Here is a 22,332-nt window from a genome sequence, read left to right as displayed (position 1 = left end):
GCAGGGCAGGGTGGCGCAGACCCGGGTCCACGAGGAGCTGAGGTTCCAGCCAGGCATCTGCCGGGACTTCTGCAGCCACCGCGAGCAGGCGAAGGGGTGGTGACTGATAGCTGGCTTACAGGTCCCTGGCCACCCTGGTCCCGGGTTGACTGGTTCCCGGTCGCTTTGCCCGTGGCCGCCCCGTTGGCGTCCGCGAGGGGGCGCGGGTCATCCCCGTGTAACGACCGACGGCTGACTTCCGACGCGCGACGTCGATGCACTCACCGGCGACTAGCGTCGCCCCATGGACACGCTGCAGTGGATGCTCGACTCCGACCCGGCGCTGCGCTGGCAGGTGGAGCGCGATCTGGCCGGAGCCCTGCCCGAGGTGTGGGAGGCGACGCGGGCCAAGGTCGCGACGGAGGGGTTCGGCGCGGAACTCCTCTCCCACCAGGGCGACGATGGTCAGTGGGCGGGAGGCGCGTTCTTCCCCGCGGAGTTCGACCAGAACGCCGACGGCCAGCCGTGGACCTCGACGACGCCGACGCTCACCATGCTGCGGGAGTTCGGTCTCGACGCCCGGGTCCTCGACGGCACGGCGGAGAAGCTGCGCGCCAACTCGAGGTGGGAGTACGACGACCTGCCCTATTGGGACGGCGAGGTCGACGTCTGCATCAACGCGTCGACGCTGGCCAACGGCGCCTGGCTGGGGACGGATGTCGCGAAGCTCCGGCAGTGGTTCCTCGACCACCAGCTCGACGACGGCGGCTGGAACTGCGAGTGGGTCGAGGGTTCGACGCGCTCGTCGTTCCACTCGACCCTCAACGCCCTCAAAGGGATGCTCGCCTACGAGCAGTACGAGGGCCCGGACCCGGTGCTCGCGGCGTCACGTCGACGCGGCGAGGAGTACCTGCTGAAGCGACGACTGCTCTACCGGCTCTCCGACGGCGAACTCGTCGGGCCGTGGGTGGACAAGTTCGCCTGGCCCTTCCGCTGGTTCTACAGCGCGCTCAACGCCCTGAACTACTTCCGGGAGTCGGCGCTTCACGCCGGGACCGGTCCAGACCCGCGGTTCACGCAGGCCATCGATGTCGTGCTGGGCGACCGCACCGACGACGGCACCTGGATCCAGGGTCGCCGCCATCCTGGCGAGGTGTGGATCGAGGTCGACGTCGATGCCGGCGAGCCGTCGAAGTGGCTCACGTTCTACGCCACGCGGGTGCTGAACTGGTGGGCCGACGCCGGTCGCCTTGACTGACCCGTCGGCCGCGCCCGTCGCTCTGGCACGGACCCGTCGCTGCCTCCCGGATCCGTCGGCCGGCCTCTCGCGGACGCCAACGAAATGCACGGACGCCAACGATATTCGCGCGAATATCGTTGGCGTCTGTGCATACCGTTGGCGCCTGGGGAATATCGTTGGCGTCCGCGAGAGCGAGGCCGGCGCAGCGGGACGACGAGCCGGCGCAGCGGGGCAGCGCAGCGGGACGACGGGCTTACTGCGCCAGGCCGTAGAGGCGGTCTCCGGCGTCGCCCAGGCCCGGCACAATGTAGCCGACCTCGTTGAGCTTCTCGTCGACCGCAGCCACGACCAGGTTGCACGGCACCTTCAGGTCCGCGAGCAGGTCGTGCAGGCGCTCGATGCCCTCCGGGGCAGCCAGGATGCAGATGCAGGTGATGTCGTCCGCTCCACGGTCGACGAGGTACTGTACGGCCCCACCCAGCGACCCGCCGGTGGCGAGCATCGGGTCGAGCACGTAGCACTGTCGGCCCGACAGGTCCGCGGGCAGCCGCTCCGCGTAGGTCATCGGCTGCAGCGTCTCCTCGTCGCGGATCATTCCGAGGAAGCCCACCTCGGCCGTCGGCACGAGGCGCAGCATGCCTTCGAGCATGCCGAGGCCGGCGCGCAGGATCGGCACGACGAGAGGCGCGGGATCGGCGAGCTTGGTGCCGGTCATGGGAGCAACCGGCGTCTCGATGTCGACGGGGTTCACCCGGACACCGCGCGTCGCTTCGTAGGCAAGAAGGGTGACGAGCTCATCCACGAGCTTGCGGAACACCGGCTGGTCGGTGTTCTTGTTCCGCAGGTGGGTGAGCTTGTGATCGACGAGGGGATGGTTCACGACGCGTACTTCCACGGTCCAACTGTCCCACATCCGTCCTCCTTCACGAACGTGCGGGGGCGAGACTGCCGGAAGACACCCCGGCCGGTGTCGCCGGACGGGCCGACGTGCAAGGATGGTTCCCGGGTCACCGGTCGGGAGGAGTGGGCAAGTGGACGTGTTCGACGAGGATGCTGAGCCCTTCAACCTGAAGGGGAACGACGAGGACGAGTTCGACGACGACGATGACTACGACCTCGACGACGCCACCGAGGACGACGTCGACCTGGTCGTCGCGCTGTACCGAGAGGACGGCAAGGCGACGGCCGTGCCCCTGGACTTCGACCTCGCCAACGACCTCGACGAGCTGATCAACCAGCTCACCCGACTCCCGGGTGACTCCGGCGCCGACGGGTGGGTCTCGATCGGCGGTGAGTTCTTCGTCATCTGCCGGGCCCGCGGCCGCACCGTCGAGGTGCTGCTGTCGGACTCCCAGGCCGCGCTGGAGTGGCCGATCGCCCGGGACGTCGTCGACTTCCTCGGCGTCGACGTGCCGGAGGAGGACGACGACTCCGAGCCCGTCGGGGACCTCGAGATGTACTCCGCCAGCGGTCTGCACGCCTTCGAGATGGAGGCCATCGCAACAGACTACGACGAGGACTCCGACGAGTTGCTGTCGCGCATCGCCGACAAGCTCAAGGTCGGCGACGAGTTCCACCGCGCCGCCGAATCCTTCGACTGAGGTCGAGTTGGGTACCCGCTGGCACGCGCCGATGCGGCTCGCGCTGGCCGAGGCCGACCGGGCCGGGCAGCACGGCGACGTGCCCATCGGTGCCGTGCTCCTCGGGCCCGACGGCGCGGTCCTTGCCGTGGGCGGCAACGAGCGCGAACTGACCGGCGACCCCACCGCCCACGCGGAGGTCGTCGCGATCCGCCTCGCCGCCGAGGCCGTCGGCGAGTGGCGCCTGACTGGCTGCACACTGGTCGTCACGCTCGAGCCCTGCACCATGTGCGCGGGAGCGATCGTCGCCTCGCGCGTCGGACGGCTCGTCTTCGGAGCCTTCGACGAGAAGGCCGGCGCCGTCGCCTCCCTGTGGGACGTGGTGCGCGACCCTCGCCTCAACCACCGGCCGCAGGTCGTCTCCGGCGTGCTGGCCGACGAGTGCGCAGCCCGACTCGACGCGTTCTTTGCGGGGCGCCGCTCAGTGGGCCTCGATGATCTCGACGGGGGAACTCAGGTCGGGCTGCGCGCGGCGGAACAGCGCCGCGATCACCGCCGCGACCGCGACAATCCCGCAGCTGACCAGTAGGCCGCCCTGGCCGCCCGCGTGGTCGATCGCCACACCGGCCAGGGCCGAGCCGACCGATGCGCCGAGCAGCTGCCCGGTTCCGATCCAGCCGTACGCCTCGGCGGTGTCGGAGAAGTCGACGCTGCCGGCGATGACCGACGACACCGCGGCCAGTGCCGGGGCGCAGCCGAGCCCCGCGATGAACAGCGCGATCGACAGCGCCCAGAACCCCGAGGTGGCCGCCGCGATACCGAAGCCCGCCGTCACGACCACGAGGCGCAGCGCCATCGACCACCTGGTCAGCGGACGCTGCCCCGAGATGAGTCCTCCGAGCAGCGACCCGATCGAGCAGATGCCGAGCACGAGCCCCGCGTTGAGGGAGCCCTCGCCGAACGACGCGACGATCGCCGCCTCGACCGCGGCGAAGCCGCCGATCAGGAACATCGACGTGACGAACATCAACACGACCGACGAGTTCCGCAGCACCTTGCCGAATCCGCTGGATGTCGCGGGGATGCGGAGCCTGCGGACGTGCGGCGCGAACGTGAAGATCAGCCCGCCGACGACCTGGATCGTCGCGACGATCAGCAGCGCCGTCGAGCTGCCGAGCAGTGTCACCAGCAGCGTGATCGCGACGGGGCCGATGACCCAGATGATCTCCTGCAGCGCCGCGTCGAGCGAGAAAAGCCGCGTCAGCTGGTTCTGCGGGACGAGCTGCGGATACAGCGACCGCACGGCCGGGATGATCGGCGGCGTGGCCGCGCCGCCGAGCGCGCCGAGGATCAGCATCGCCGGCAGCGACAGGGGGACGACCGCGAGAATCACGACCGACGACACAGCCAGGATCAGCGTCACGAGCAGCACCGGCATCGTGCCGAACCGGCTCAGCTGCCGCGAGACGATCGGGCCGGCGACGGCGGTGCCGATCGAGAACGCCGCGAGCACCAGGCCAGCCGAGGTGTAATTGCCCTGCGAGTGTTCGACGTGCATGAGGATGCCGAGCGAGTACATGCCTGCGGGGAAGCGTGCGAGGAGCTGCGCGGTGATGACCAGCGCGAGCCCGGGGAGCTTGAGGAGATCCGCAAATTGACGCACCGGCTCACCCTACGGCTCGCGGCCGTGGCGACCAACTCCTCCTGCCGGTGCCTGGGTGCCGGTCCATCGGTGCCTAGACCCGCCTCGATTGGCGAATCCGTTGCCTGATCCGGTAAATTAGCTCGCGGTGATGTGTCTGAGCGGCCGAAAGAGCTCGCCTCGAAAGCGAGAGTGGGGTCAAACCCACCGGGGGTTCAAATCCCTCCATCACCGCTGAAGTTCAGCCCGATCCGGATCTCCGGGTCGGGCTGAACCGGTTCTTGCGACGATCGACGTTGCTCGTCATGGGGGTGCGGCTTGGACCTTTCGCTTCGCTCAAGGCGCTTCGACAGGCTCAGCGACCCGGGTATGGGTCGGGCTGAACTGGTTCTTGCGGCGATCGACGTTGCTCGTCATGGGGGTGCGGCTTGGACCTTTCGCTTCGCTCAGCGCTTCGACAGGCTCAGCGACCCGGGTATGGCTCAGCGACCCGGATCGGGTGGGACCTTTCGCTTCGCTCAAGGCGCTTCGACAGGCTCAGCGACCCGGGTGTGGCTCAGCGACCCGGATCGGGTGGGACCTTTCGCTTCGCTCAAGGCGCTTCGACAGGCTCAGCGATCCGGGTGTGGCTCAGCGACCCGGATCGGGTGAGACCGTTCGCTTCGCTCAAGGCGCTTCGACAGGCTCAGCGACCCGGGTGTGGCTCAGCGACTCGGGTGTGGCTCAGCGACTCGGGTGTGGCCCAGCGACCCGGGTGTGGCTCAGCGACCCGGGTGTGGCTCTGCGACCCGGGTGTGGCTCAGCGACCCGGTCCCTGAGCGTGTCTTTCCCGGTTCCCTGAGCTTGTCGAAGGGCGCCGAGCGGAGCGAGGTGGACTCCGTGCGCCGTCGACTGGGCGAAGCTCAGGCCTCCGGGCTGGCCGACGGCGACGGGGACGGGCTGGGGGAGGCGCTGGGGGCGGGGACGCAGACCTCGCCGCTGGCGACCTTGACCTTCTTCTGCGGCTTCTCGCCCTCGCCCTGGAAGTCGGTTCCGAGGAGGATGTCGATGGTACCGTCAACCCTGCCGTCGTTCTCGATGGTGGCGTCCTTGTAGTAGGAGGCGACCATCGCGAGCATCTCGGGATTCTGGGTCTGGTTGCCGCGGATGACGGTGCCGCGGACGGCCTCGTCGGTGTTGGTGGTCTTCAGCACCTTGAAGCCGGCGTTCTTGAGGCGGGTTGCCTCACGTGTGGCCAGGCCTGTCGTGAACCCGCCGTTCATCACGTTGACCCGGACGTTCTTCGGCTGCAGCGTCGTCAGGGGTTTGACGACGCAGGGCGTGGGGGTCGGTGTGGGGAACGGGGCCGTGAGTTCCTTCCAGCCCCAGGTCGCGCCCCAGATGAGCACCCCGAGAAGAGCCAGCAGGATGACGGGGGTCGCGATGAGCCGGAACGTTTTCACGGGGTGTTTCCGCCTTCGTTGGTGGGTGGACCGGGGTCAGTTCAGCTCGAGCACGCGGGCGTGCATCGTCTGGCGCTGCTGCAGGGCCGCGCGCAGCGCGCGGTGGAGGCCATCCTCAAGGTACAGCTCACCCCGGTAGGCGACGACATGCGCGAAGAGGTCCCCGTAGAAGGTGGAGTCCTCCTCGAGCAGGGCCTCGAGGTCGAGGGTCCGCTTGGTCGTCACCAGCTCATCCAGGCGCACCTGGTGGGGCGCGATCGCGATCCACTGCTTCTGGGTGTAGCCGTGGTCGGGGTACGGGCGTGAGTCGCCAACTCGCTTGAAGATCACCCCCTTAGCCTACCCAGGGGCGACGCCGATCGGTCCACGGGCACGCCCAGCGGGCCTGCGACGAGCTGTGTGCTGATCGTCGCCGCAGGGCGGCCGGTCGCGAGAAGTGGCCGTGACTACCTGTTGAGGGGCCCTGAGGTGTGAAAGAGTCGCCCTGTGACCGATACTCAGCCGTCGCTGCGCGACACGATCATCGCCGGGTACACCTTCGACGCGCCCGCCGCGACGCTCGGCGTGCTGATCGACGCGGACGCGCCGGTGCCCGACGCCCCGATCCGGATCCCGTTGGCGATGTTCAACCGGCATGGGCTCGTCGCCGGCGCGACGGGCACCGGCAAGACTAAAACCCTGCAGGTTATGGCCGAGGCGCTCAGCTCCGCCGGCGTGCCGGTGTTCGCGGCCGACATCAAGGGCGACCTGTCCGGCCTGGCGTCGCCGGGCGAGGCCACCGAGAAGCTGACCGCGCGTGTCGAGGCGCAGGGGCAGCCGTGGGCGGCCGCCGGCTTCCCGACCGAGCTGTACGCGCTCGGCGGCGAGGGCATCGGCGTCCCCGTCCGGGCGACCATCTCGTCGTTCGGGCCGATCCTGCTGGCGAAGGTGCTGGAGCTGAACCAGGTGCAGGAGTCGTCGCTGGGGCTGGTCTTCCACTACGCCGACCAGGCCGGCCTGCCGCTGCTGGACCTGAAAGACCTCGTCGAGCTGCTGAAGTACCTCACCGGCGACGAGGGCAAGGCCGAGCTCAAGGGCATCGGCGGGGTCTCGTCGGCGACGGCAGGCGTCATCCTCCGGGCTCTCGTCGGCCTGTCGAGTCAGGGCGCGGACGCGTTCTTCGGGGAGCCGGAGTTCGACTCCTCGGAGCTGCTCCGTGTCGCGCCGGACGGCCGGGGGATCGTGTCGCTGCTCGAGCTCCCTCAACTTGCCAGCCGCCCGGCCCTGTTCTCGACGTTCCTCATGTGGCTGCTCGCCGACCTGTACGAGGCGCTGCCCGAAGTCGGCGACCTCGACAAACCGAAGCTCGTGTTCTTCTTCGACGAGGCGCACCTCCTGTTCGACGGCGCCTCCAAGGGCTTCCTGGACGCCATCGAGCAGACCGTGCGACTGATCCGCTCCAAGGGCATTGGCGTGTTCTTCGTGACTCAGACACCCAAGGACGTGCCCGACGACGTGCTGGCCCAGCTGGGCTCGCGCGTGCAGCACCAGCTGAGGGCACACACGCCGAACGACGCGAAGGCGCTGCGGGCGACGGTGGCGACCTATCCGAGGTCCGGCTACGACCTGGAGCAGCTGCTGCAGCAGCTCGGCACGGGCGAGGCGATCGTCACCGTGATGAGTGAGAAGGGCGCGCCGACCCCGGTCGCGCACACGCGCATCTGGGCGCCGACGTCGCTGATGGCGCCCACCCCAGAGCCGCAGCTACAGGCGATCGTCGCCGCGTCGCCGCTGACCGCCCGCTACGGCGCGGCGATCGACCGCGAGTCGGCCTACGAGATCCTGGGCCGCAAGCTCGCCGCCGGCGCTGAGAAGGCGGCGGCGGAGGCACGGGCCAAGGCAGAGGCCGCCGCGGCGAAGGAGGCCGAGAAGGAACGGGTCGCCGAGGCCAGGGAGGCCGCCAGAGCGCAGGCCGCCGCCGAGAAGGAGGCCCGCGCGGCCGAGGCAGCCAGGCGGAAGTACGAGAAGGAGCACCCGAGCCTCATCGACCAGGTGACCAGCTCGAGCACCTTCCGGTCGCTTGTCAGGTCCGCGGGCCGCGAGATCATCCGCGGCGTCTTCGGGACCGGAAGGAAGTAGTCGTCGCGTGGGCCGGGGGGACCATGACAGATGAGCAGGCAGTAGCGGTCGACCCGCTGGACTGTGAGGCCTGGGCGCCGGTGCGCCGCGACCTTCGCCGCCGCGATGCCACGGCGCTGCGGGTCATGCTGGGCCGGGAGCTGGACCACGTCATCGGGCCCGACGGCGAACCCGTCGACGTCAGCGGCCTGCTCCGGTTCTGGGCAAGGTTCTGCCAGGCTGTCTACGACGAACAGGCCGACCAGCTGGCCGACGAGCTCGGCCTTCCGCCTACCCCGGCGGGTTCCCGGATCGACTGGGACACGGTCATCGACGGCGTATTCGCGGAGGTGACCGGGCAGTTTCCGGCGGCAGGCACGGACCTCGGGGCGCGGTGCCGCGCCACCTTCGCCGTCTTTGCGCAGGCCGAGACCATCGTGTTCTGGGAGTACGCCGTCGTGTCGAGTGAGGTGGCGGCGACCCGACGCGCGCTGGCGCGAATGGCGGGCGAGGGCATCGTCGGCGCGACGCCCGTGGCCGACGCGTGCCGTGAGGTCGTGCAGCTTTGCGCCCGCATGCTCGGCTGTCTCGAGGACGAACTGAGGGTGGAGGCGGCGATGACCGCGTGCGCGGTCGACTCAGTCGGGCTTCGTGCCTCGGTGGCGAGCACGGGCCTCGGGGACCTCGGAGACGACGTCTCCGCGCTGCGCGCCCGGATAGTCGCCGACAAGGACCTGGACGCCGAACTGGCCGGACACCTGGACGCGCTGCTCGCGCTGGTCGCCGACGACATCGCCGGGACCCGCCCCTACTTCCAGCTCCTTTCCGACGCCATCGCGCCGGCCTCCGCGGCCTTCCTGGCGAACCTGCCCGGTCGCCGGGCCGACTCCGGGGTCGCCGCCGCCCTCCGGCAGGCAGCCGACCGGTGCCGCGACTTCGAGCACGGGCCCACGGGCAGCTGGTCCGTCTTCGGGACCGAGATCCGTGCGCAGCGGATCCCGCTGGAGACTGCGGCCGCCGCGCTGGAGTCGGGGGTGGAGACTCTGGAACTGACTGGGGCCGAGGTCACCTACCTGTATCCGTTCGGGCTGCCGGTCGCCGCCACCGGCACCGATGTGCTGCCCGAGCTGGTGGCGGGCGAACGGCCACCTGACGACGCGTGGCACCCGGTCGACATGCTCGCCGGGGCCCGCATCGTGATCGACGACGCGCCCCGCTCCGACGGCTGGCTGGCGTCCTCGTCGGTGCAGGAGAAGGATTATCGGGCCTTCCGGGCTGTCTTCCCGGACCACGAGTTGATCCTGACGACTGCAGACGGGCTCACCTACGCCGGTCTGGATGTCGACGTGCTGCTCAGCGGCATGGGCAACCACATCGTCCGCGTGAAGCTGGGGACGGACACGCAGGTGCTCGGCTCGGGCGGCGGCCCCGTCGCGTGGAGTCCGCACGACCTGGAGCAGGCGGTGCGCCGTGGCGGGCAGTTCGCCGGCTCCGAGGGGGTCCTGCTGCGGGCCCGCACGCCGGGAGTGGCCGACGGGGCGGCGTGCGGCTCGCTCCTGGAGTTCGCGACCCGCATCGTCGCGGACCTCGCCCGCGCCGCTCACGAGCACGGTGCGAGCCCGGAGGAGGAACTCGATCGCGATCTCGCCGTCGTGGAGGGTTTTCTGGCCCGCTACTGCCAGGTGCTGGTGACCGTCTCGCGCGCCGACGCGGTGTCGCCGGGAGGCGGGCGTCGGTCGCTGCTTGACGAGTCGGACCTGGAGGGCGTGCTGGGCGTGCAGACGGCGCTGACCGCGCAGCGCTCGCTCGCACAGAGCGCGCTCGAGTGGGTGGCCTACCCCCGCGCCGACGCCGAACTGCGTCGGCGGCGCACCCTTGGCGGCCGCATCCAGCGGGAGGTGATCTGGTGCGCCGGCGACCTGACCGCGCTGTTCGTGCCGACCGCCCCGCACTGGAGATCCGTCGCCACGCAGGCGGATGTCCACTACGCCTCCAGCCTGATCGGCGTCTACTGGCGCCGCCAGCAGTGGCTGCGGCGCGTCGTCGACGAGGTGGGGGAGTCCCTCGAGGCCGATCAGGGCGCCTCGCTGCAGGTGCTGCGTGCGGCGGCGAAGCGCCTCGGCGAGGCCATCCGTCACGTCCAGCTGCTGGTCGACCGGGCGAACGAGCACACGCTGTCGCAGGACCAGCAGGGTCGGGAGGTGCTGCAGCACCTGATGGGCCTCAACGGCGTCGCCGAGCTGCGGCAATCGCTGGACGCCACGGTCGAGGCGGCGCAGAGCACGCTCCGGGCACTCACGGAGCGCGTCGCCGACGCCCGCGCGGACGCGGAGGAGGAGGCGCAGCGCGGCAGGGAGCGGCCGTTGCAGATCCTGCTTGCGGTGCTGGCCGTCGCCGGGATCATCGACGTGCTCGGCTGGTTCAACGAGGGACTCGGGTTCACCGGCGACCGCACCTGGTGGCTCGGGGAGACAGTGCTGCTGGTGGCGGCCGCGGGCGTGCTGTGGTGGCTGGGCACCCGCGCCTGGCAGCTGCGGGACAGGGATCGGCCGAAGGACCCTCAGGAGACGGTGTAGCGCTCGAAGGCTGGGTCGGCGGCGGCCTTGTCGCTGAGTGCCTGCAGGTGCTCAGCCAGGGTCGCCGCGGTCAGGCTGCCGGCGAAGAAGCGGTTCCACAGCGCGTTCTGCTGGGTGTTCAGCCCGTAGTAGGAGGGGAATCGCCACGTGAAGATGGCGTCGCCTGCGTCGGCGATCACGCGCGTCTGCGACGTCAGCGCCGACGAGGTGAGGTCGGCGGGCACCGAGCTGCGCACCACGGTGGGGGTCAGGTTCGCCCGCACGAAGCTCTCGGCCACCGGGAGCGACAACAGGGACCGCAGCAGCTCCTTGCCGCCCTCGGGATTGGCGGAGTTCGTCGGGACGACTAAGGCCTCGGTGGGCGTGAGGTGCGCGGCGGCCGGAGGCAGCGCCGGTGATGAGGTGAGCGTCGGGACGGGCGAGACGGTCATCTCGAAGTCGGCGGCCGTGCGGCCCTCCATCTCGCGGGCGATCCAGGAACCCGCCGGGTACAGCAGCGCCCGGTCCTGCTGAGACCACTGGGCCTGGGCGGCGACGTGGCCCTCGCCCCCGTCGAGCACATAGCCCTCGGCGACGCAGGCCTCCAGCTGCGCGAGCACGCCCGTGACGGCGGGGTGGTGCCAGGCACCGTCGGCGAGGTTGTCGAGGGCGATCCGGACCTCGTGGCCGCCCTCCTTGATGGCCGACGTGATCGCCAACTCCTGGTAGTAGTCGGCCGAGTCCTCCCCGTAGACGAACAGGTACGTGTCGCTCGACCTGGCCTCTTCGGCAAGCGCGAGCATCGCATCCCAGGTGGCCGGCATCGTCCACCCCTCGGCGGCGAACCGGGTGGCAGAATGCCACAGGCCGTAGACGCTGAGCGCGTAGTTGATCGCCACCTGCTTCTGGCCGATGAGGCCGGGGGCGGTCGCGTTCTCGGTGAGGGTGTCGCCCAGGACGGTGCCGTCGGCCGAGGCGGTCAACAGGAGCGCGGTGAGGTCCTCGAAGTCGTCGACCATCGAGGCGAGCGGGAAGGCGCCAGGACCGGAGTTGTCGAGCAGGTCCGGCGGGGTGCCGCCGTCGGCGAAGCGGTCGGCCAGCTCGCCGGACACGCTGGTGACGGGCGTGATCGTTACCGAGATCCCGGGGTACTGCGTGGTCAGCGCGTCGCCGGCCTCGCGGACGTAGTCCGTGCCGAAGGCGCCGTCGAACACGGCCGCCTCGACCTCCAGGGAGTCGCCCGGACGGGACGGGAACGCCGTCGGGGTCGCGCTGCCCTGAGACGGGACCGGGGTGGGGATGATGGGGTTGTCGGCGCAGGCTGAGAGCGCGGCGACAGCGCCGACGCCGAGTCCCTGCAGGACCCGACGTCGGCTGAGCGTCCCCATGTCGGGCCCTGTCAGCGCCCGGTGCCCGCGTAGACCGTGGCGGTCTCGTCGGCGTCGAGGCCGAAGGCGGTGTGGGCGGATCGGACGGCGGCCTCCACGTCGTGCAGGCCGACGATCACGGAGATGCGGATCTCGGAGGTGGAGATCATCTGGATGTTCACCCCGGCGGTGGCCAGGGACTCGAAGAACGTCGCGGAGACGCCCGGGTGGGAGCGCATCCCGACGCCGACGACGGAGACCTTGCCGATCTGGTCGTCGTAGAGGAGCTCGTCGAAGCCGATCTCGGCCTTGACCGCGTCCAGCGCGGCGATGGCCTTGGCGCCGTCGCCGGAGGGCAGGGTGAAGGAGATGTCGGTCTTAGTGTCCGACAGGCGCGAGATGTTCTGGACGATCATGTCGATGTTCAGGTCCTGGTCAGCCACGGTCTTGAAGATCCGGGCGGCCTCGCCGACCTTGTCCGGCACGCCGACGACGGTGATCTTCGCCTCGCCGCGGTCGTGGGCGATGCCGCTGATGATGGCTTCTTCCATGGTGGGGTCCTTGTCGATCTCGTCCTGGTTTCGCAGCCAGGTGCCGGGCTTGTCACTGAAGGAGGAGCGGACGTGCACCGGCACGTTCTCGCGGCGCGCGTACTCGACGCAGCGCAGATGAAGGATCTTGGCGCCGGAGGCAGCCAGCTCCATCATGTCGTCGTAGCCGATCTGCTCGATGTGACGCGCGCTCGGCACGATGCGGGGGTCGGCGGTGTAGACGCCGTCGACGTCGGAGTAGATCTCGCAGTAGTCGGCGCCCAGCGAGGCGGCGAGCGCGACGGCGGTGGTGTCTGAGGCTCCGCGGCCCAGCGTCGTGACGTCCTTGGTGGTCTGCGACACTCCCTGGAAGCCTGCGACGATCGCGACCATGCCCTCGTCGAGCGCCTTCTCGACGCGGCCGGGGGTGATGTCGATGATGCGCGCGTTGCCGTGCGTCGGGGTCGTCAGGACGCCGGCCTGCGAGCCGGTGTAGGACACGGCCTCGACGCCGAGGTCGGACAGGGCCATCGCAAGCAGCGCGGCCGACTGCCGCTCGCCGGTGGTCAGGAGCATGTCGAGCTCGCGCGACTTGGGTCTGGGGGACACCTTCAGCGCGAGATCCATCAGCTCATCCGTGGTGTCGCCCATGGCCGAGATGACGATGATGACGTCGTTCCCTGCGCCGCGGGTGCGGGCGATCCGCCGTGCGACACGCTTGATGGACTCGGCGTCCTCGACGGACGACCCGCCGAACTTCTGAACGATGCGACCCATGCGCAACCACCTCCTGGTCAACCTCGTCGAGTCTAGTTGCCCGGTGCGGACGCCGCGACCATGCCAGCGCGCCTTGGACGCGTCGGTCGGGGTCGCGCCGGCCCCTCTCTTGTGCCCGGTCCCACTCTTGTGCCAGCCCCACTCTTGGTGCCAGCCTCACTCTTGTGCCAGCCTCACCCCGAAAAGCGGTCAGTGGTCGATTCTCCCTGGTCTGCTGACGAGAATCGCCCACAGCCTGGTCGTTGGTGTCCGGGGTCTCTCTGCGAAAAGCGGTCAGTGGTCGATTCTCCCCGGTCCGGTCACGACTATCGCCCAGTGCCTGGCGACGATGTTGAATCGGGTGGCTGCGAAGAGCGGTCAGTGGTCGATTCTCCCCGGTCCGGTCACGACTATCGCCCACTCCCCGGATAGGGTCAGCCCTTTTCGCGCTCGGACAGGACCTTCCGGTGCGTCTCGCGCTCGTCGACGAGCCACGACGGCGGATCGGTGAGAAGTCCGCCGATCTCGTCGGCGGTCATCGCGTCGGCGACGCCCGCGCGGGCGAGGCCGGAGCGGGAGATGCCAAGCTTGGCCGCGACGACGTCGCGGGGGAACGGGCCGTTCTTCCTCAGCTCCACCAGCCAGGCAGGCGGATCGGCGCGCAGCTCGTCGAGCGCCTCCCGCGTGATCGGCGAGTTGCGGAACTCCTCCGGGGCGGCGGGCAGGTAGATGCCCAGTTTGTTGGCTGCCGTGATCGGCTTCATGGTCTGGCTCACCGGGCAAGCCTAACCCGGCACCATGCGGCAGCCTGTATGCGGTGGTTGGCCGAAAGGGGCGAGGCGGTGGGCGCTTTTCGTCGTCGGACCGGGGAGAATCGACCAATGACCGATTTTCGTGAGGGTGCCGAACGCGGTGACGACGCTGTTTCCGAGGGGGGCTCCGGCTCCGCCGGCGACGAGGGAGGCGACCATCCCGTCGTCAACGACCGGACGGCGAGCGGCTCCGTACGGTCGGGCGGGTCCGGGCTGCGGGTCGGCTACGTGCCCGGCGTGATCCTGACGAAGTGGCGACGCACCTGGGCGGAGCGGTTCCCCGACGTCCCGTTGGAGGCAGTCGCGATCGAGGAGACGGACGCGCGTCGCGCACTGTCCGACGGCGTCGTGGACCTGTGCTTCGTGCGGCTGCCCGTCGAACCCGAGGGTCTGCACCTGATCCAGCTCTACGAGGAGCAGCCCGTGGTCTGGGTGGCGAAGGAGCACGCGATCGCCGCCGTCGATGAGGTCAGCGTCGCGGACCTGGCCGACGAGGAGGTCCTCACGGACGTAACCGGTGTCAACATCGACAGGGTCGTGGCCGAGGTGGCTGTGCTGCGGGTGCCCTTGTCCGTCGCCCGGTCGAACAACCGTCGCGACCTCGTGCACCGCCCCGTCGTCGATGCACCGACCACCACCGTCGCGCTGGCCTGGCCCCGCGACATCGACAGAGACCTGATCCAGGAGTTCATCGGAGTGGTGCGCGGCCGATCGGTCAACAGCTCCCGGTCGGCGCGGGAGCGCGCGGACCGCGTCGCGGGCGACGGGGCGGGGAAGCGGGATGGCGAAGGGGCACAGCGAGACGGGTCTCGGAAGCAGGACGCCCGCGGGGGCGGGACGCAGCCCGCGTCGCGGAAGCCCCGGAAGCCCGCCCCGCGCGGCGGCCGGGGTCGCCGTCGCTGATCCGCTCAGGCCGCGCACCGTGAGAGTCAGGGCCCTCTCAGACCCGCAGTCTCTCGGGCCCCCATCACGCGACGCCAACGAAAAATCCCAAGCGCCAACGGTATGCACGGACGCCAACGCTATTCACGCGATTATCGTTGGCGTCCGTGTATTTCGTTGGCGTCTGCGCGAGTGGGGACCCCGGGCTGGGAATCGGGTGGGCGACGGGGGCGACGGGGAGTGTCGGGAGTGTCGGCCGGCGGCCCCGGCCGCGCGACCCGACGGGTAACGTCGACGGCGTGACCGAACTGCCTGTGCTGACCCCCGAAGAGCAACGAGTCCTCGGCTGCCTCCTGGAGAAGGAGGTGACGGTCCCGGCCAGCTACCCGCTGACCCTCAACGCCCTGCGCACCGCGTGCAACCAGACCAGCTCCCGGACACCCGTCGTCGACTACGACGAGCGCACCATCCAGGACGCCATGCGCGGGCTCAAGGACAAGTCCCTGGGTCGCGTGACGTGGATGGACTACGGGCGGCGCACGCTCAAGTATGCGCAGTCCGCCGCGCAAGAGCTGGAACTCGCCGACGACGAGCGGGCACTGCTCACCGTCCTCCTGCTGCGGGGACCGCAGGCGCCCGGCGAACTGAAGACCCGCACCGAACGGCTGTTCGGGTTCGCCGACCGTGAGGCCGTCGAGGAGTGCCTGGCAAGGATGGCGGCGCGCGAGGTGCCGCTGGTGAGCGAGCTCGGCCGCCGGCCCGGGCAGCAGGACTCGCGCTGGGCGCACCTGCTCGGCGGCGCGCAGGCGGCGGTGGCTGAGGGGCCGGTACTGGTGGACCGCGAGCAGATCCTGTCCGACGGCCCCGCGGCCCGGGACAGGGCCTTGGACGAGGCGTTCGAGGTGCTCGCGGACGAGTACGCCGACGAGCGTGAGCTGGCGCTGGCGCGGGCCCCGTTCGAGTGGTGGCTGCTGACCCGCGCGGTCGAACTGGCCGACGGTGCCCCCATCGCCGACGTCGGATGCGGGGCCGGCGCGGTGTCGGCGTACCTGGCCGACATCGGCGCCGACGTGACCGGCTTCGACCGCGTCCCCGCCCAGGTGCAGCTCGCCCGCCGTCGCCACCCGGACGTGCTGTTCGAGGAGGGTGATCTGCGTCGCCTGCTCCGGCCGGCCACGGCCGCGGGCTGGGGAGCCGTCGTCGCGTGGGACCTGCTGAACCACTTCGCGTCCAGTGAGCTGCCGGCCGTGCTTGCTTCTCTGGTGGCGCCGCTGACGGTCGGCGGGGTGCTGGTCGTGGCCGTCGAGACAGGTGCGTCGTCGCATCCGACGAAGGCGCTGGGCGGGGTCGAGGTGCCGTGGGTGCAGCACGACGCCTCGGAGCTCCGTGGGTTCTTCGCGGCGGCGGGGCTGGGCGACGTCGAGGCGTACCACGTGCTTGTTGAGGGCGACGACCGACTGTACCTGCTCGGTCGTCGCGGCTGACCTCCGCTCCGGCGGGGGTGGCGGACAGCCGGTCGGAACACCTGCCCGGCCAGCGTTGGCGCTGCTACTGCTTTTGCTCGGTGGTCGTCGCGACTAGGCAGTGGGCGAATCTCGTCACCGGACCGGGGAGAATCGACCACTGACCGATTTTCGGGGTGGGGCTGGGCGGCTAGCCCCGCAGCAGTGCCGCAGCAGTAGGGGTAAGGAGGCTGGGACGCTTCGCGATGTCTGGACCAAACCCGGGTCAAAGGTGGAGTGGGCCGGATAGGCTCGGGCTATGAGCACCGTGCGCTGGGGAATCGTTGGGACCGGTGAGATCGCGAATGCGGTGGCCGGTGACTTCCAGTTCGTGCCCGAGGCCGAACTTGCGGCCGTCGCGTCGCGCACGCAGGACAAGGCCGACCGGTTCGCGGCGCAGTTCGCGGTGCCGAGGGCCTACGGCAGCTACGAAGGTCTACTCGAGGCGCCCGACATCGACGTCGTCTACATCGCCACACCGCATCCGATGCACCGCGACATCGCGCTGGCGGCCATCGGATGCGGCAAGGCCGTCCTCGTCGAGAAGGCCTTCACCGCCACGCAGGCGGGGGCGAAGGCGGTCGTCGACGCAGCGAGGGCGAGTGGCGTGTTCTGCATGGAAGCCATGTGGACGAGGTTCCAGCCTGTCGTCGCGGCGGCCCGAGAGGTCGTCGCCTGGGGGAGGATCGGGGACGTGATCGCCGTGCAGGGCGACCTCTACGCCCAGCGCGACTTCGAGCCCGGCCATCGACTCTTCGAGAAGGACCTCGGCGGCGGCGCGATCCTCGACCTCGGGGTCTACGTCGTGAACTTCGCGCAGGCCTTCCTCGGCGACGTGAAGGCGATCGACTGCATGACCCGCCTCTACGGCACGGGCGTCGAGAAGGCCGCCAGCATCAATCTGACGCACAGCGCGGGAGGCCTCTCGTCGCTGACCTGCGGTTTCGACGGTCCCGGCCCCGGGAGGATGTCGATCATCGGGACGAAGGGATGGATCGAGGTGGAACCCCGGTTCCACCATCCGACGAAGATCTCCATCCACCGCGCCGGGGTGTTGCCGCGGATCATCGAGGCCCGCCCGATGGGGCGTGGCTACAGCCACGAGATCGCCGAGGTGACAGCCTGCATCGACGAGGGCCTCACCGAGTCGACCACCATGCCGCTGCAGGACACACTCGAGGTAATGCGCGTGCTGGAGACCTGCCTGCGGCAGTCGGGCATCTACCACCATGAGGCGCACGTCGAACTGAGCTGACCCGTCGGCCGCGTCGCGCGCGTCGGGTCGCTCGTCGTCGGATGCCTGTTCTCGTGCGGCGTGTCGGCGCGTGGGAGGTGGTCCCTTCGCTGCGCTCAGGGCGCTTCGACAGGTTCAGCGAACCGGGGTCGGATCAGCCGACCGGGGTGGTTCGGTGGGTCCCTTCGCTGCGCTCAGGGCGCTTCGACAGGCTCAGCGAACCGGGGTTGGCTCAGCCGACCTGGGTCGGGTCAGCGAACTGGGGTCTGGTCAGCGAACCGGGTTGGTCAGGTGGGTCCCTTCGCTGCGCTCAGGGCGCTTCGACAGGCTCAGCGAACCGGGCGGCTCAGCGAATCGGGCGGCTCAGCGAATCGGGCGGCTCAGCGAACCGGGCGGCTCAGCGAACCGGGCGGCTCAGCGAACCGGGCGGCTCAGCGATCCGGGGCTGACTCGACGGTCAGTCGAGGAGCTCCAGCGTGCCGACGACGAGGTCGTGGGCGTAGGGGGCCGCGACCGCTTGCAGGAACGTCGGGAAGTCCAGCGACGTCCGGTCGTCGGCCCCGTCCGAGATCGTCCGGGCGACGGCGAACGGAACCCCCGCCTGGTGGCAGATCTGCGCGACCGCCGCGCCCTCCATCTCGACGGCCAGCGCGTCGGGCAGGTCGGCCTTGAGCGTCGACGACACGGCCTCCGACGTGATGAACAGGTCGCCCGACACGATCAGCCCACGGTGGACCGACGGTGTGGGGAGCCCCAGCTCGGCGAGGTCGGGCCGGTGGACGGCGCACACCTTCGACGCGGACGCGGCGAGCGCAGCCGTCAGCAGTTGGTCGGCGGGCACCCGAGACAGGCCGATCGACGGGGTGACCCACCGGTCCCAGACGGGCCGGGCGTCGAAGTCGTGCTGCAGTAGCTCCGTGGCCACGACCACGTCGCCGGGCTTGACGCCCTCGCCGAGGGCGCCGGCAGTGCCCACCATCACGACGGCGTCGGCTCGCTCGCACAGCACGGCGGCTGTGGCCGCCGCGGCGACCTTCCCGACGCCGGACTGTGCGATCAGGACCTCGCGGCCGGCGAGCGTGCCGTGGTGCACCTCGACCCCGACCAGCTGAGCCGTCAGCACGGGGCCCTCGAGGCGAGCGGCATCGAGGATGGCGGACAGCTCTTCGGCCAGGGCGGCGATAATTGCGATTCTCATGGCTGCTCCAGTGTGGTCGTCGGGGTGGGCCGGTCGTCCGTCGAGGCCGGCGTCGGGGGCGCCGCGATGGAGATCCTCATGCCTTCACCACCGAGACCCTCAGGCCGAGCTCGTCGTCCGTCGCGGTCGGCTCGGCGACGGGGCCGTGCGTCAGCGACGTGGCGAGCACCTCGCCGGCGATCAGCGCCGAGTGCACGTCGACGGCCTCGCCGATCGGCCCGTCGGCCTCGATCACCAGCGTGATGCGGTCCGAGACGTCCAGGCCGGCGTGCTTGCGCGCGTCCTGCACGAAGCGGATGACCTCGCGGGCCAGGCCCGACTGGATCAGCGCGGGCGTCAGCTCGAGGTCGAGCGCGACGGTCTCGCCCTGCTCGTTGACCACGGACCAGCCCTCGCGCGGCCGCTCGGTGACGATGACGTCGTCGGGGGTCAGGTCGATGTCCTCGCCCTCGAAGCTGAACACCGCGTGGCCGAGGTCGCGCAGCTGCCCGGCGAGCCAGCGCGCATCGAGCTCGCCGATCGCCTTCGCGACCAGCGGCGTCCTCTTCGCGAACCGCTTGCCCAGGTTGCGGAAGTTGCCCTTCGCGAGGAAATCGACGACGTCGCCCGCCGAGGTGAACGACTCCACCGACTCGACGTTCAGCTCCGACCGGATCTCGCCCTGCAGCTCGGGGGAGAGCTTCTCGAAGATCGCCGACGGGATCAGCATCCGGCTGAGCGCCTGGCGGATCTTCACCTTCGACTCGGCGCGCGCCGCGCGACCCAGTTCGACGGTGCGGCGGGTCAGCTCCATCGCCTCGCTGAGCTCGGGGATAATCAGCGACTCGTCGGGGACCGGCCACGAGGCCAGGTGTACCGACTGCGGGCCCTCCGGAGCGGTAACGGCGAACAGGTCCTGCCACACGCGCTCGGTGACGAACGGCATGATCGGGGCCAGCAGGCGCGTGACGACGTCGAGCGTCTCGTGCAGCGTCCACAGCGCGCCCTCCTCGCCTGTCCAGAAGCGGCGGCGCGACCGGCGCACGTACCAGTTGCTGAGCGCGTCGACGAAGCCGGCGAGGGCCTGCCCGTAGCGCTGCGTGTCGAACTTCTCCAGCGACTCGGTGGTGTCGAGGATCAGCTGCTGCGTCGCGGAGACGAGCCACTGGTCGAGCACGTGCCGCTCGGAGACCGCCGGGGCGGTTCCGGTGGGCTCCCAGTTCGCGGCACGCGCGTACAGCGACTGGAAGGCGACGGTGTTCCAGTACGTCAGCAGCACCTTGCGAACCGTCTCGCCGATGGCCTGGTGGCCGACGCGGCGGGCGGACCACGGCGAGCCGGAGCACGCCATGAACCAGCGCACCGCGTCCGCGCCGTGCTGGTCCATCAGCGGGATGGGCTCCAGCACGTTGCCGAGGTGCTTGCTCATCTTGCGGCCGTCGTCGGCGAGGATGTGGCCGAGGCACACGACGTTGCGGTAGCTGGACTCGTCGAACACCAGCGTGCCGACGGCCATCAGCGAATAGAACCAGCCGCGGGTCTGGTCGATGGCCTCGCAGATGAAGTCGGCCGGGTGGCGCTTGGCGAACTGCTCCTTCGAGCCCTCGACGTGCGGGTAGCCCCACTGCGCGAACGGCATCGAGCCGGAGTCGAACCACGCGTCGATGACCTCGGGCACGCGGTGCGACTCCTTGCCGCACGTCGGGCACGCGAAGGTGACGTCGTCGACGAACGGGCGGTGCGGGTCCAGGTCGCTCAGGTCGCGCCCGGCCAGCTCACCCAGCTCCGCGCGGGAGCCGACGCACACCTGGTGGTCGTCCTCGCATCGCCAGATCGGCAGCGGCGTGCCCCAGTAGCGGGTCCGCGACAGCGCCCAGTCGATGTTGTTGTTCAGCCAGTCGCCGTAGCGGCCGTTCTTGATCGAGTCGGGGTGCCAGGCGGTGTCCTGGTTCTCCGCGATCAGCTTGTCCTTGACCTTGGTCGTGCGGATGTACCACGACGGCATCGCGTAGTAGAGCAGCGCGGTGTGACAGCGCCAGCAGTGCGGGTAGGAGTGTTCGTAGTCGAGCTTGCGGAACAGGACTCCGCGCTCCTTGAGGTCCTCGACGATGATCGGGTCGGCGTCCTTGAAGAACGCGCAGCCGACGAGATCCAGCTCGGGCTCGAACGTGCCGTCGGGGCGGACCGGGTTCACGAACGGCAGCCCGTAGGCGCGGCACACCTGCATGTCGTCCTCGCCGAAGGCCGGCGCCTGGTGGACCAGGCCCGTGCCGTCCTCGGTGGTGACGTAGTCGGCGAGCACGACGAAGTGCGCCGGCGCGGGGAACTCGACCAGGTCGAGCGGACGCTGGTAGTTCCAGCGCTCCATCTCTGCACCCGTGAACGTCTCGGTGAGCGTCCACTCGTCGCCCAGCACCTTCGCGGCCAGCGGCTCGGCGATCACGACGGGCTTCTGGTCGGGGTGCGTCGCGACGCGGTACGTCACCTCGGGGTGCACCGCGACGGCTGTGTTCGACACCAGCGTCCACGGCGTGGTGGTCCACACCAGCAGGTCGGTGGTCCCGGCGTGCGGGCCGGACGTGAGCGGGAAGCGCACGAAGATCGACGGGTCGACGACGTCCTCGTAGCCCTGCGCCAGCTCGTGGTCCGACAGCGCGGTGCCGCAGCGGGGGCAGTACGGGGCGACGCGGTAGTCCTCCTCGAGCAGGCCCTTGGAGTGGATCTGCTTGAGCGCCCACCACAGCGACTCGACGTACTGCGTGCTCATGGTGACGTAGGCCTCGTCCATGTTGACCCAGTAGCCCATGCGCTCGGTCAGGTCGCTGAACGCGCCGACGTGGCGCAGCACGGACTCGCGGCACTTCTCGTTGAACGCCTCGATGCCGTAGGCCTCGATGTCGGGCTTGCCGGAGAAGCCGAGCTCCTTCTCGACGGCGAGCTCGACGGGCAGGCCGTGGCAGTCCCAGCCGGCCTTCCGCTCGACGTGCATGCCGCGCATCGTCTTGTAGCGGGGGAACAGGTCCTTGAACACGCGCGCCTCGATGTGGTGCGTGCCGGGCATGCCGTTGGCGGTGGGCGGGCCCTCGTAGAACGTCCACGGCTCGCCGCCCGCGGTCTGCGCCAGGGACTTCTCGAACGTGTCGTTCGCTGCCCACAGCTTCAGGATGTCGTGCTCAAGGGCAGGGAAGTCGACCTGCGCGGGTACGGCTCGGTAGGTGGTCATCCAAGGTTCCTTCGTCCAGACGTCGTCCGAAGGGACGAGCCGGGGCCCGCGGTACCACCCTCCTTGGGCGCATCAGGTGCGCCCCTCTCAATGCCGCCGCGGCCGGGTCTAGTGAGCGGATCTCTCCGCCGTTCTTCCGGCAGCTCCGAGGTGATGGCCTCATCAACGCCTTGCGATCGGGCTCCATTATGCGCCGTGGTGGGCGCGTCGCCCAAACCCTGCGACGCGGATCCCAACGCCCGCCCGCCGCCGTCTATTCCCCTGTGACAGACCATTTCTTTCGATGTCGAGACATTTCACGCCGCACTCACCGC

The 22,332-nt window shown here is 69.9% G+C and carries 16 protein-coding genes, 1 tRNA gene and 1 pseudogene; 9 read left to right on the top strand and 9 right to left on the bottom strand.

The window, feature by feature from the left end; genetic code table 11:
• Window positions 1–283 precede the first annotated feature (283 nt).
• Window positions 284–1,237: a squalene cyclase gene (locus QH948_RS12660; RefSeq protein WP_281144707.1), complete on the top strand. Its 954-nt coding sequence runs from the start codon at window positions 284–286 to the stop codon at window positions 1,235–1,237.
• A gap of 235 nt (window positions 1,238–1,472) precedes the next feature.
• On the opposite strand, the gene upp is transcribed toward QH948_RS12660, so the two are convergent.
• The gene (gene upp / locus QH948_RS12655; protein ID WP_438874101.1) at window positions 1,473–2,132 is read right to left on the bottom strand and encodes a uracil phosphoribosyltransferase; all 660 of its coding nucleotides are present in this window, start codon (window positions 2,130–2,132) and stop codon (window positions 1,473–1,475) included.
• A 118-nt stretch (window positions 2,133–2,250) separates the two neighbouring features.
• Here upp and QH948_RS12650 point away from each other — a divergent pair, with 118 nt between their 5' ends.
• Window positions 2,251–2,820 carry a tRNA adenosine deaminase-associated protein gene (locus tag QH948_RS12650; protein WP_219082841.1) on the top strand — a complete coding sequence of 190 codons (570 nt, stop codon included), beginning with the start codon at window positions 2,251–2,253 and terminating at the stop codon, window positions 2,818–2,820.
• A 31-nt stretch (window positions 2,821–2,851) separates the two neighbouring features.
• Window positions 2,852–3,295 (top strand): annotated as a pseudogene (gene tadA, locus QH948_RS12645) (tRNA adenosine(34) deaminase TadA); the annotation flags it as partial.
• Here the strand turns inward: tadA and QH948_RS12640 are convergent.
• Window positions 3,281–4,357 carry an MFS transporter gene (locus QH948_RS12640; RefSeq protein WP_281146201.1) on the bottom strand — a complete coding sequence of 359 codons (1,077 nt, stop codon included), beginning with the start codon at window positions 4,355–4,357 and terminating at the stop codon, window positions 3,281–3,283. The pseudogene tadA and the gene QH948_RS12640 overlap by 15 nt on opposite strands.
• Window positions 4,358–4,588: 231 nt before the next feature.
• Between QH948_RS12640 and QH948_RS12635 the strand changes: the two genes are divergently transcribed.
• Window positions 4,589–4,675 (top strand) — tRNA-Ser (locus QH948_RS12635).
• Between the two features lie 668 nt (window positions 4,676–5,343).
• Here the strand turns inward: QH948_RS12635 and QH948_RS12630 are convergent.
• Both QH948_RS12630 and QH948_RS12625 read right to left on the bottom strand, forming a co-directional pair.
• Window positions 5,344–5,883 carry a LytR C-terminal domain-containing protein gene (locus tag QH948_RS12630; RefSeq protein WP_219082845.1) on the bottom strand — a complete coding sequence of 180 codons (540 nt, stop codon included), beginning with the start codon at window positions 5,881–5,883 and terminating at the stop codon, window positions 5,344–5,346.
• A 36-nt stretch (window positions 5,884–5,919) separates the two neighbouring features.
• Window positions 5,920–6,213: a type II toxin-antitoxin system VapB family antitoxin gene (locus tag QH948_RS12625; RefSeq protein ID WP_219082847.1), complete on the bottom strand. Its 294-nt coding sequence runs from the start codon at window positions 6,211–6,213 to the stop codon at window positions 5,920–5,922.
• A 156-nt stretch (window positions 6,214–6,369) separates the two neighbouring features.
• Here QH948_RS12625 and QH948_RS12620 point away from each other — a divergent pair, with 156 nt between their 5' ends.
• Both QH948_RS12620 and QH948_RS12615 read left to right on the top strand, forming a co-directional pair.
• Complete coding sequence (locus tag QH948_RS12620) at window positions 6,370–8,001, top strand: helicase HerA-like domain-containing protein (protein ID WP_281144706.1); 1,632 nt, start codon at window positions 6,370–6,372, stop codon at window positions 7,999–8,001.
• A 23-nt stretch (window positions 8,002–8,024) separates the two neighbouring features.
• Entirely contained in the window at window positions 8,025–10,556 is a 2,532-nt protein-coding gene (locus QH948_RS12615) for a hypothetical protein (RefSeq protein WP_281144705.1), read from the top strand.
• Here QH948_RS12615 and ngcE read toward each other — a convergent pair.
• From ngcE to QH948_RS12600, 3 genes are all read right to left on the bottom strand, one after another.
• Entirely contained in the window at window positions 10,541–11,923 is a 1,383-nt protein-coding gene (ngcE, locus tag QH948_RS12610; RefSeq protein ID WP_281144704.1) for an N-acetylglucosamine/diacetylchitobiose ABC transporter substrate-binding protein, read from the bottom strand. The genes QH948_RS12615 and ngcE overlap by 16 nt on opposite strands.
• An 11-nt stretch (window positions 11,924–11,934) precedes the next feature.
• Window positions 11,935–13,209, bottom strand: coding sequence for an aspartate kinase (locus QH948_RS12605; RefSeq protein WP_281144703.1), 1,275 nt, complete (start codon window positions 13,207–13,209; stop codon window positions 11,935–11,937).
• 413 nt (window positions 13,210–13,622) lie between these two features.
• Window positions 13,623–13,964, bottom strand: a complete 342-nt coding sequence (locus QH948_RS12600) for a DUF5997 family protein (RefSeq protein ID WP_281144702.1) — start codon at window positions 13,962–13,964, stop codon at window positions 13,623–13,625.
• Window positions 13,965–14,069: 105 nt separating this feature from the next.
• Here QH948_RS12600 and QH948_RS12595 point away from each other — a divergent pair, with 105 nt between their 5' ends.
• The 3 genes from QH948_RS12595 (at window position 14,070) to QH948_RS12585 (ending at window position 17,639) form a co-directional block, all read left to right on the top strand.
• Complete coding sequence (locus QH948_RS12595; protein WP_281144701.1) at window positions 14,070–14,903, top strand: LysR family transcriptional regulator substrate-binding protein; 834 nt, start codon at window positions 14,070–14,072, stop codon at window positions 14,901–14,903.
• A 278-nt stretch (window positions 14,904–15,181) separates the two neighbouring features.
• A complete protein-coding gene (locus tag QH948_RS12590) occupies window positions 15,182–16,366 on the top strand; it encodes a DUF480 domain-containing protein (RefSeq protein WP_281144700.1) in 1,185 nt (394 codons plus the stop codon).
• 277 nt (window positions 16,367–16,643) lie between these two features.
• Window positions 16,644–17,639 carry a Gfo/Idh/MocA family protein gene (locus QH948_RS12585; RefSeq protein ID WP_281144699.1) on the top strand — a complete coding sequence of 332 codons (996 nt, stop codon included), beginning with the start codon at window positions 16,644–16,646 and terminating at the stop codon, window positions 17,637–17,639.
• A 436-nt stretch (window positions 17,640–18,075) separates the two neighbouring features.
• On the opposite strand, the gene QH948_RS12580 is transcribed toward QH948_RS12585, so the two are convergent.
• The gene (locus QH948_RS12580) at window positions 18,076–18,816 is read right to left on the bottom strand and encodes a 5'-methylthioadenosine/adenosylhomocysteine nucleosidase (protein ID WP_281144698.1); all 741 of its coding nucleotides are present in this window, start codon (window positions 18,814–18,816) and stop codon (window positions 18,076–18,078) included.
• Window positions 18,817–18,892: 76 nt separating this feature from the next.
• A complete protein-coding gene (gene ileS, locus QH948_RS12575) occupies window positions 18,893–22,018 on the bottom strand; it encodes an isoleucine--tRNA ligase (RefSeq protein WP_281144697.1) in 3,126 nt (1,041 codons plus the stop codon).
• Window positions 22,019–22,332 lie beyond the last annotated feature (314 nt).

The organism is Tessaracoccus lacteus, from assembly GCF_029917005.1.
GTDB classification, from domain to species: Bacteria; Actinomycetota; Actinomycetes; order Propionibacteriales; family Propionibacteriaceae; genus Arachnia; species Arachnia lactea.
This window is presented reverse-complemented; position numbering and strand designations above follow the sequence as displayed.

Coding starts and splice junctions, on each gene's coding strand:
- ngcE (WP_281144704.1), bottom strand. CDS start 11,923: ATGGGGACGCTCAGCCGACGTCGGGTCCTGCAGGGACTCGGCGTCGGC.
- ileS (WP_281144697.1), bottom strand. CDS start 22,018: ATGACCACCTACCGAGCCGTACCCGCGCAGGTCGACTTCCCTGCCCTT.
- QH948_RS12595 (WP_281144701.1), top strand. CDS start 14,070: ATGACCGATTTTCGTGAGGGTGCCGAACGCGGTGACGACGCTGTTTCC.
- QH948_RS12605 (WP_281144703.1), bottom strand. CDS start 13,209: ATGGGTCGCATCGTTCAGAAGTTCGGCGGGTCGTCCGTCGAGGACGCC.
- upp (WP_438874101.1), bottom strand. CDS start 2,132: ATGTGGGACAGTTGGACCGTGGAAGTACGCGTCGTGAACCATCCCCTC.
- QH948_RS12660 (WP_281144707.1), top strand. CDS start 284: ATGGACACGCTGCAGTGGATGCTCGACTCCGACCCGGCGCTGCGCTGG.
- QH948_RS12580 (WP_281144698.1), bottom strand. CDS start 18,816: ATGAGAATCGCAATTATCGCCGCCCTGGCCGAAGAGCTGTCCGCCATC.
- QH948_RS12615 (WP_281144705.1), top strand. CDS start 8,025: ATGACAGATGAGCAGGCAGTAGCGGTCGACCCGCTGGACTGTGAGGCC.
- QH948_RS12585 (WP_281144699.1), top strand. CDS start 16,644: ATGAGCACCGTGCGCTGGGGAATCGTTGGGACCGGTGAGATCGCGAAT.
- QH948_RS12640 (WP_281146201.1), bottom strand. CDS start 4,357: ATGCACGTCGAACACTCGCAGGGCAATTACACCTCGGCTGGCCTGGTG.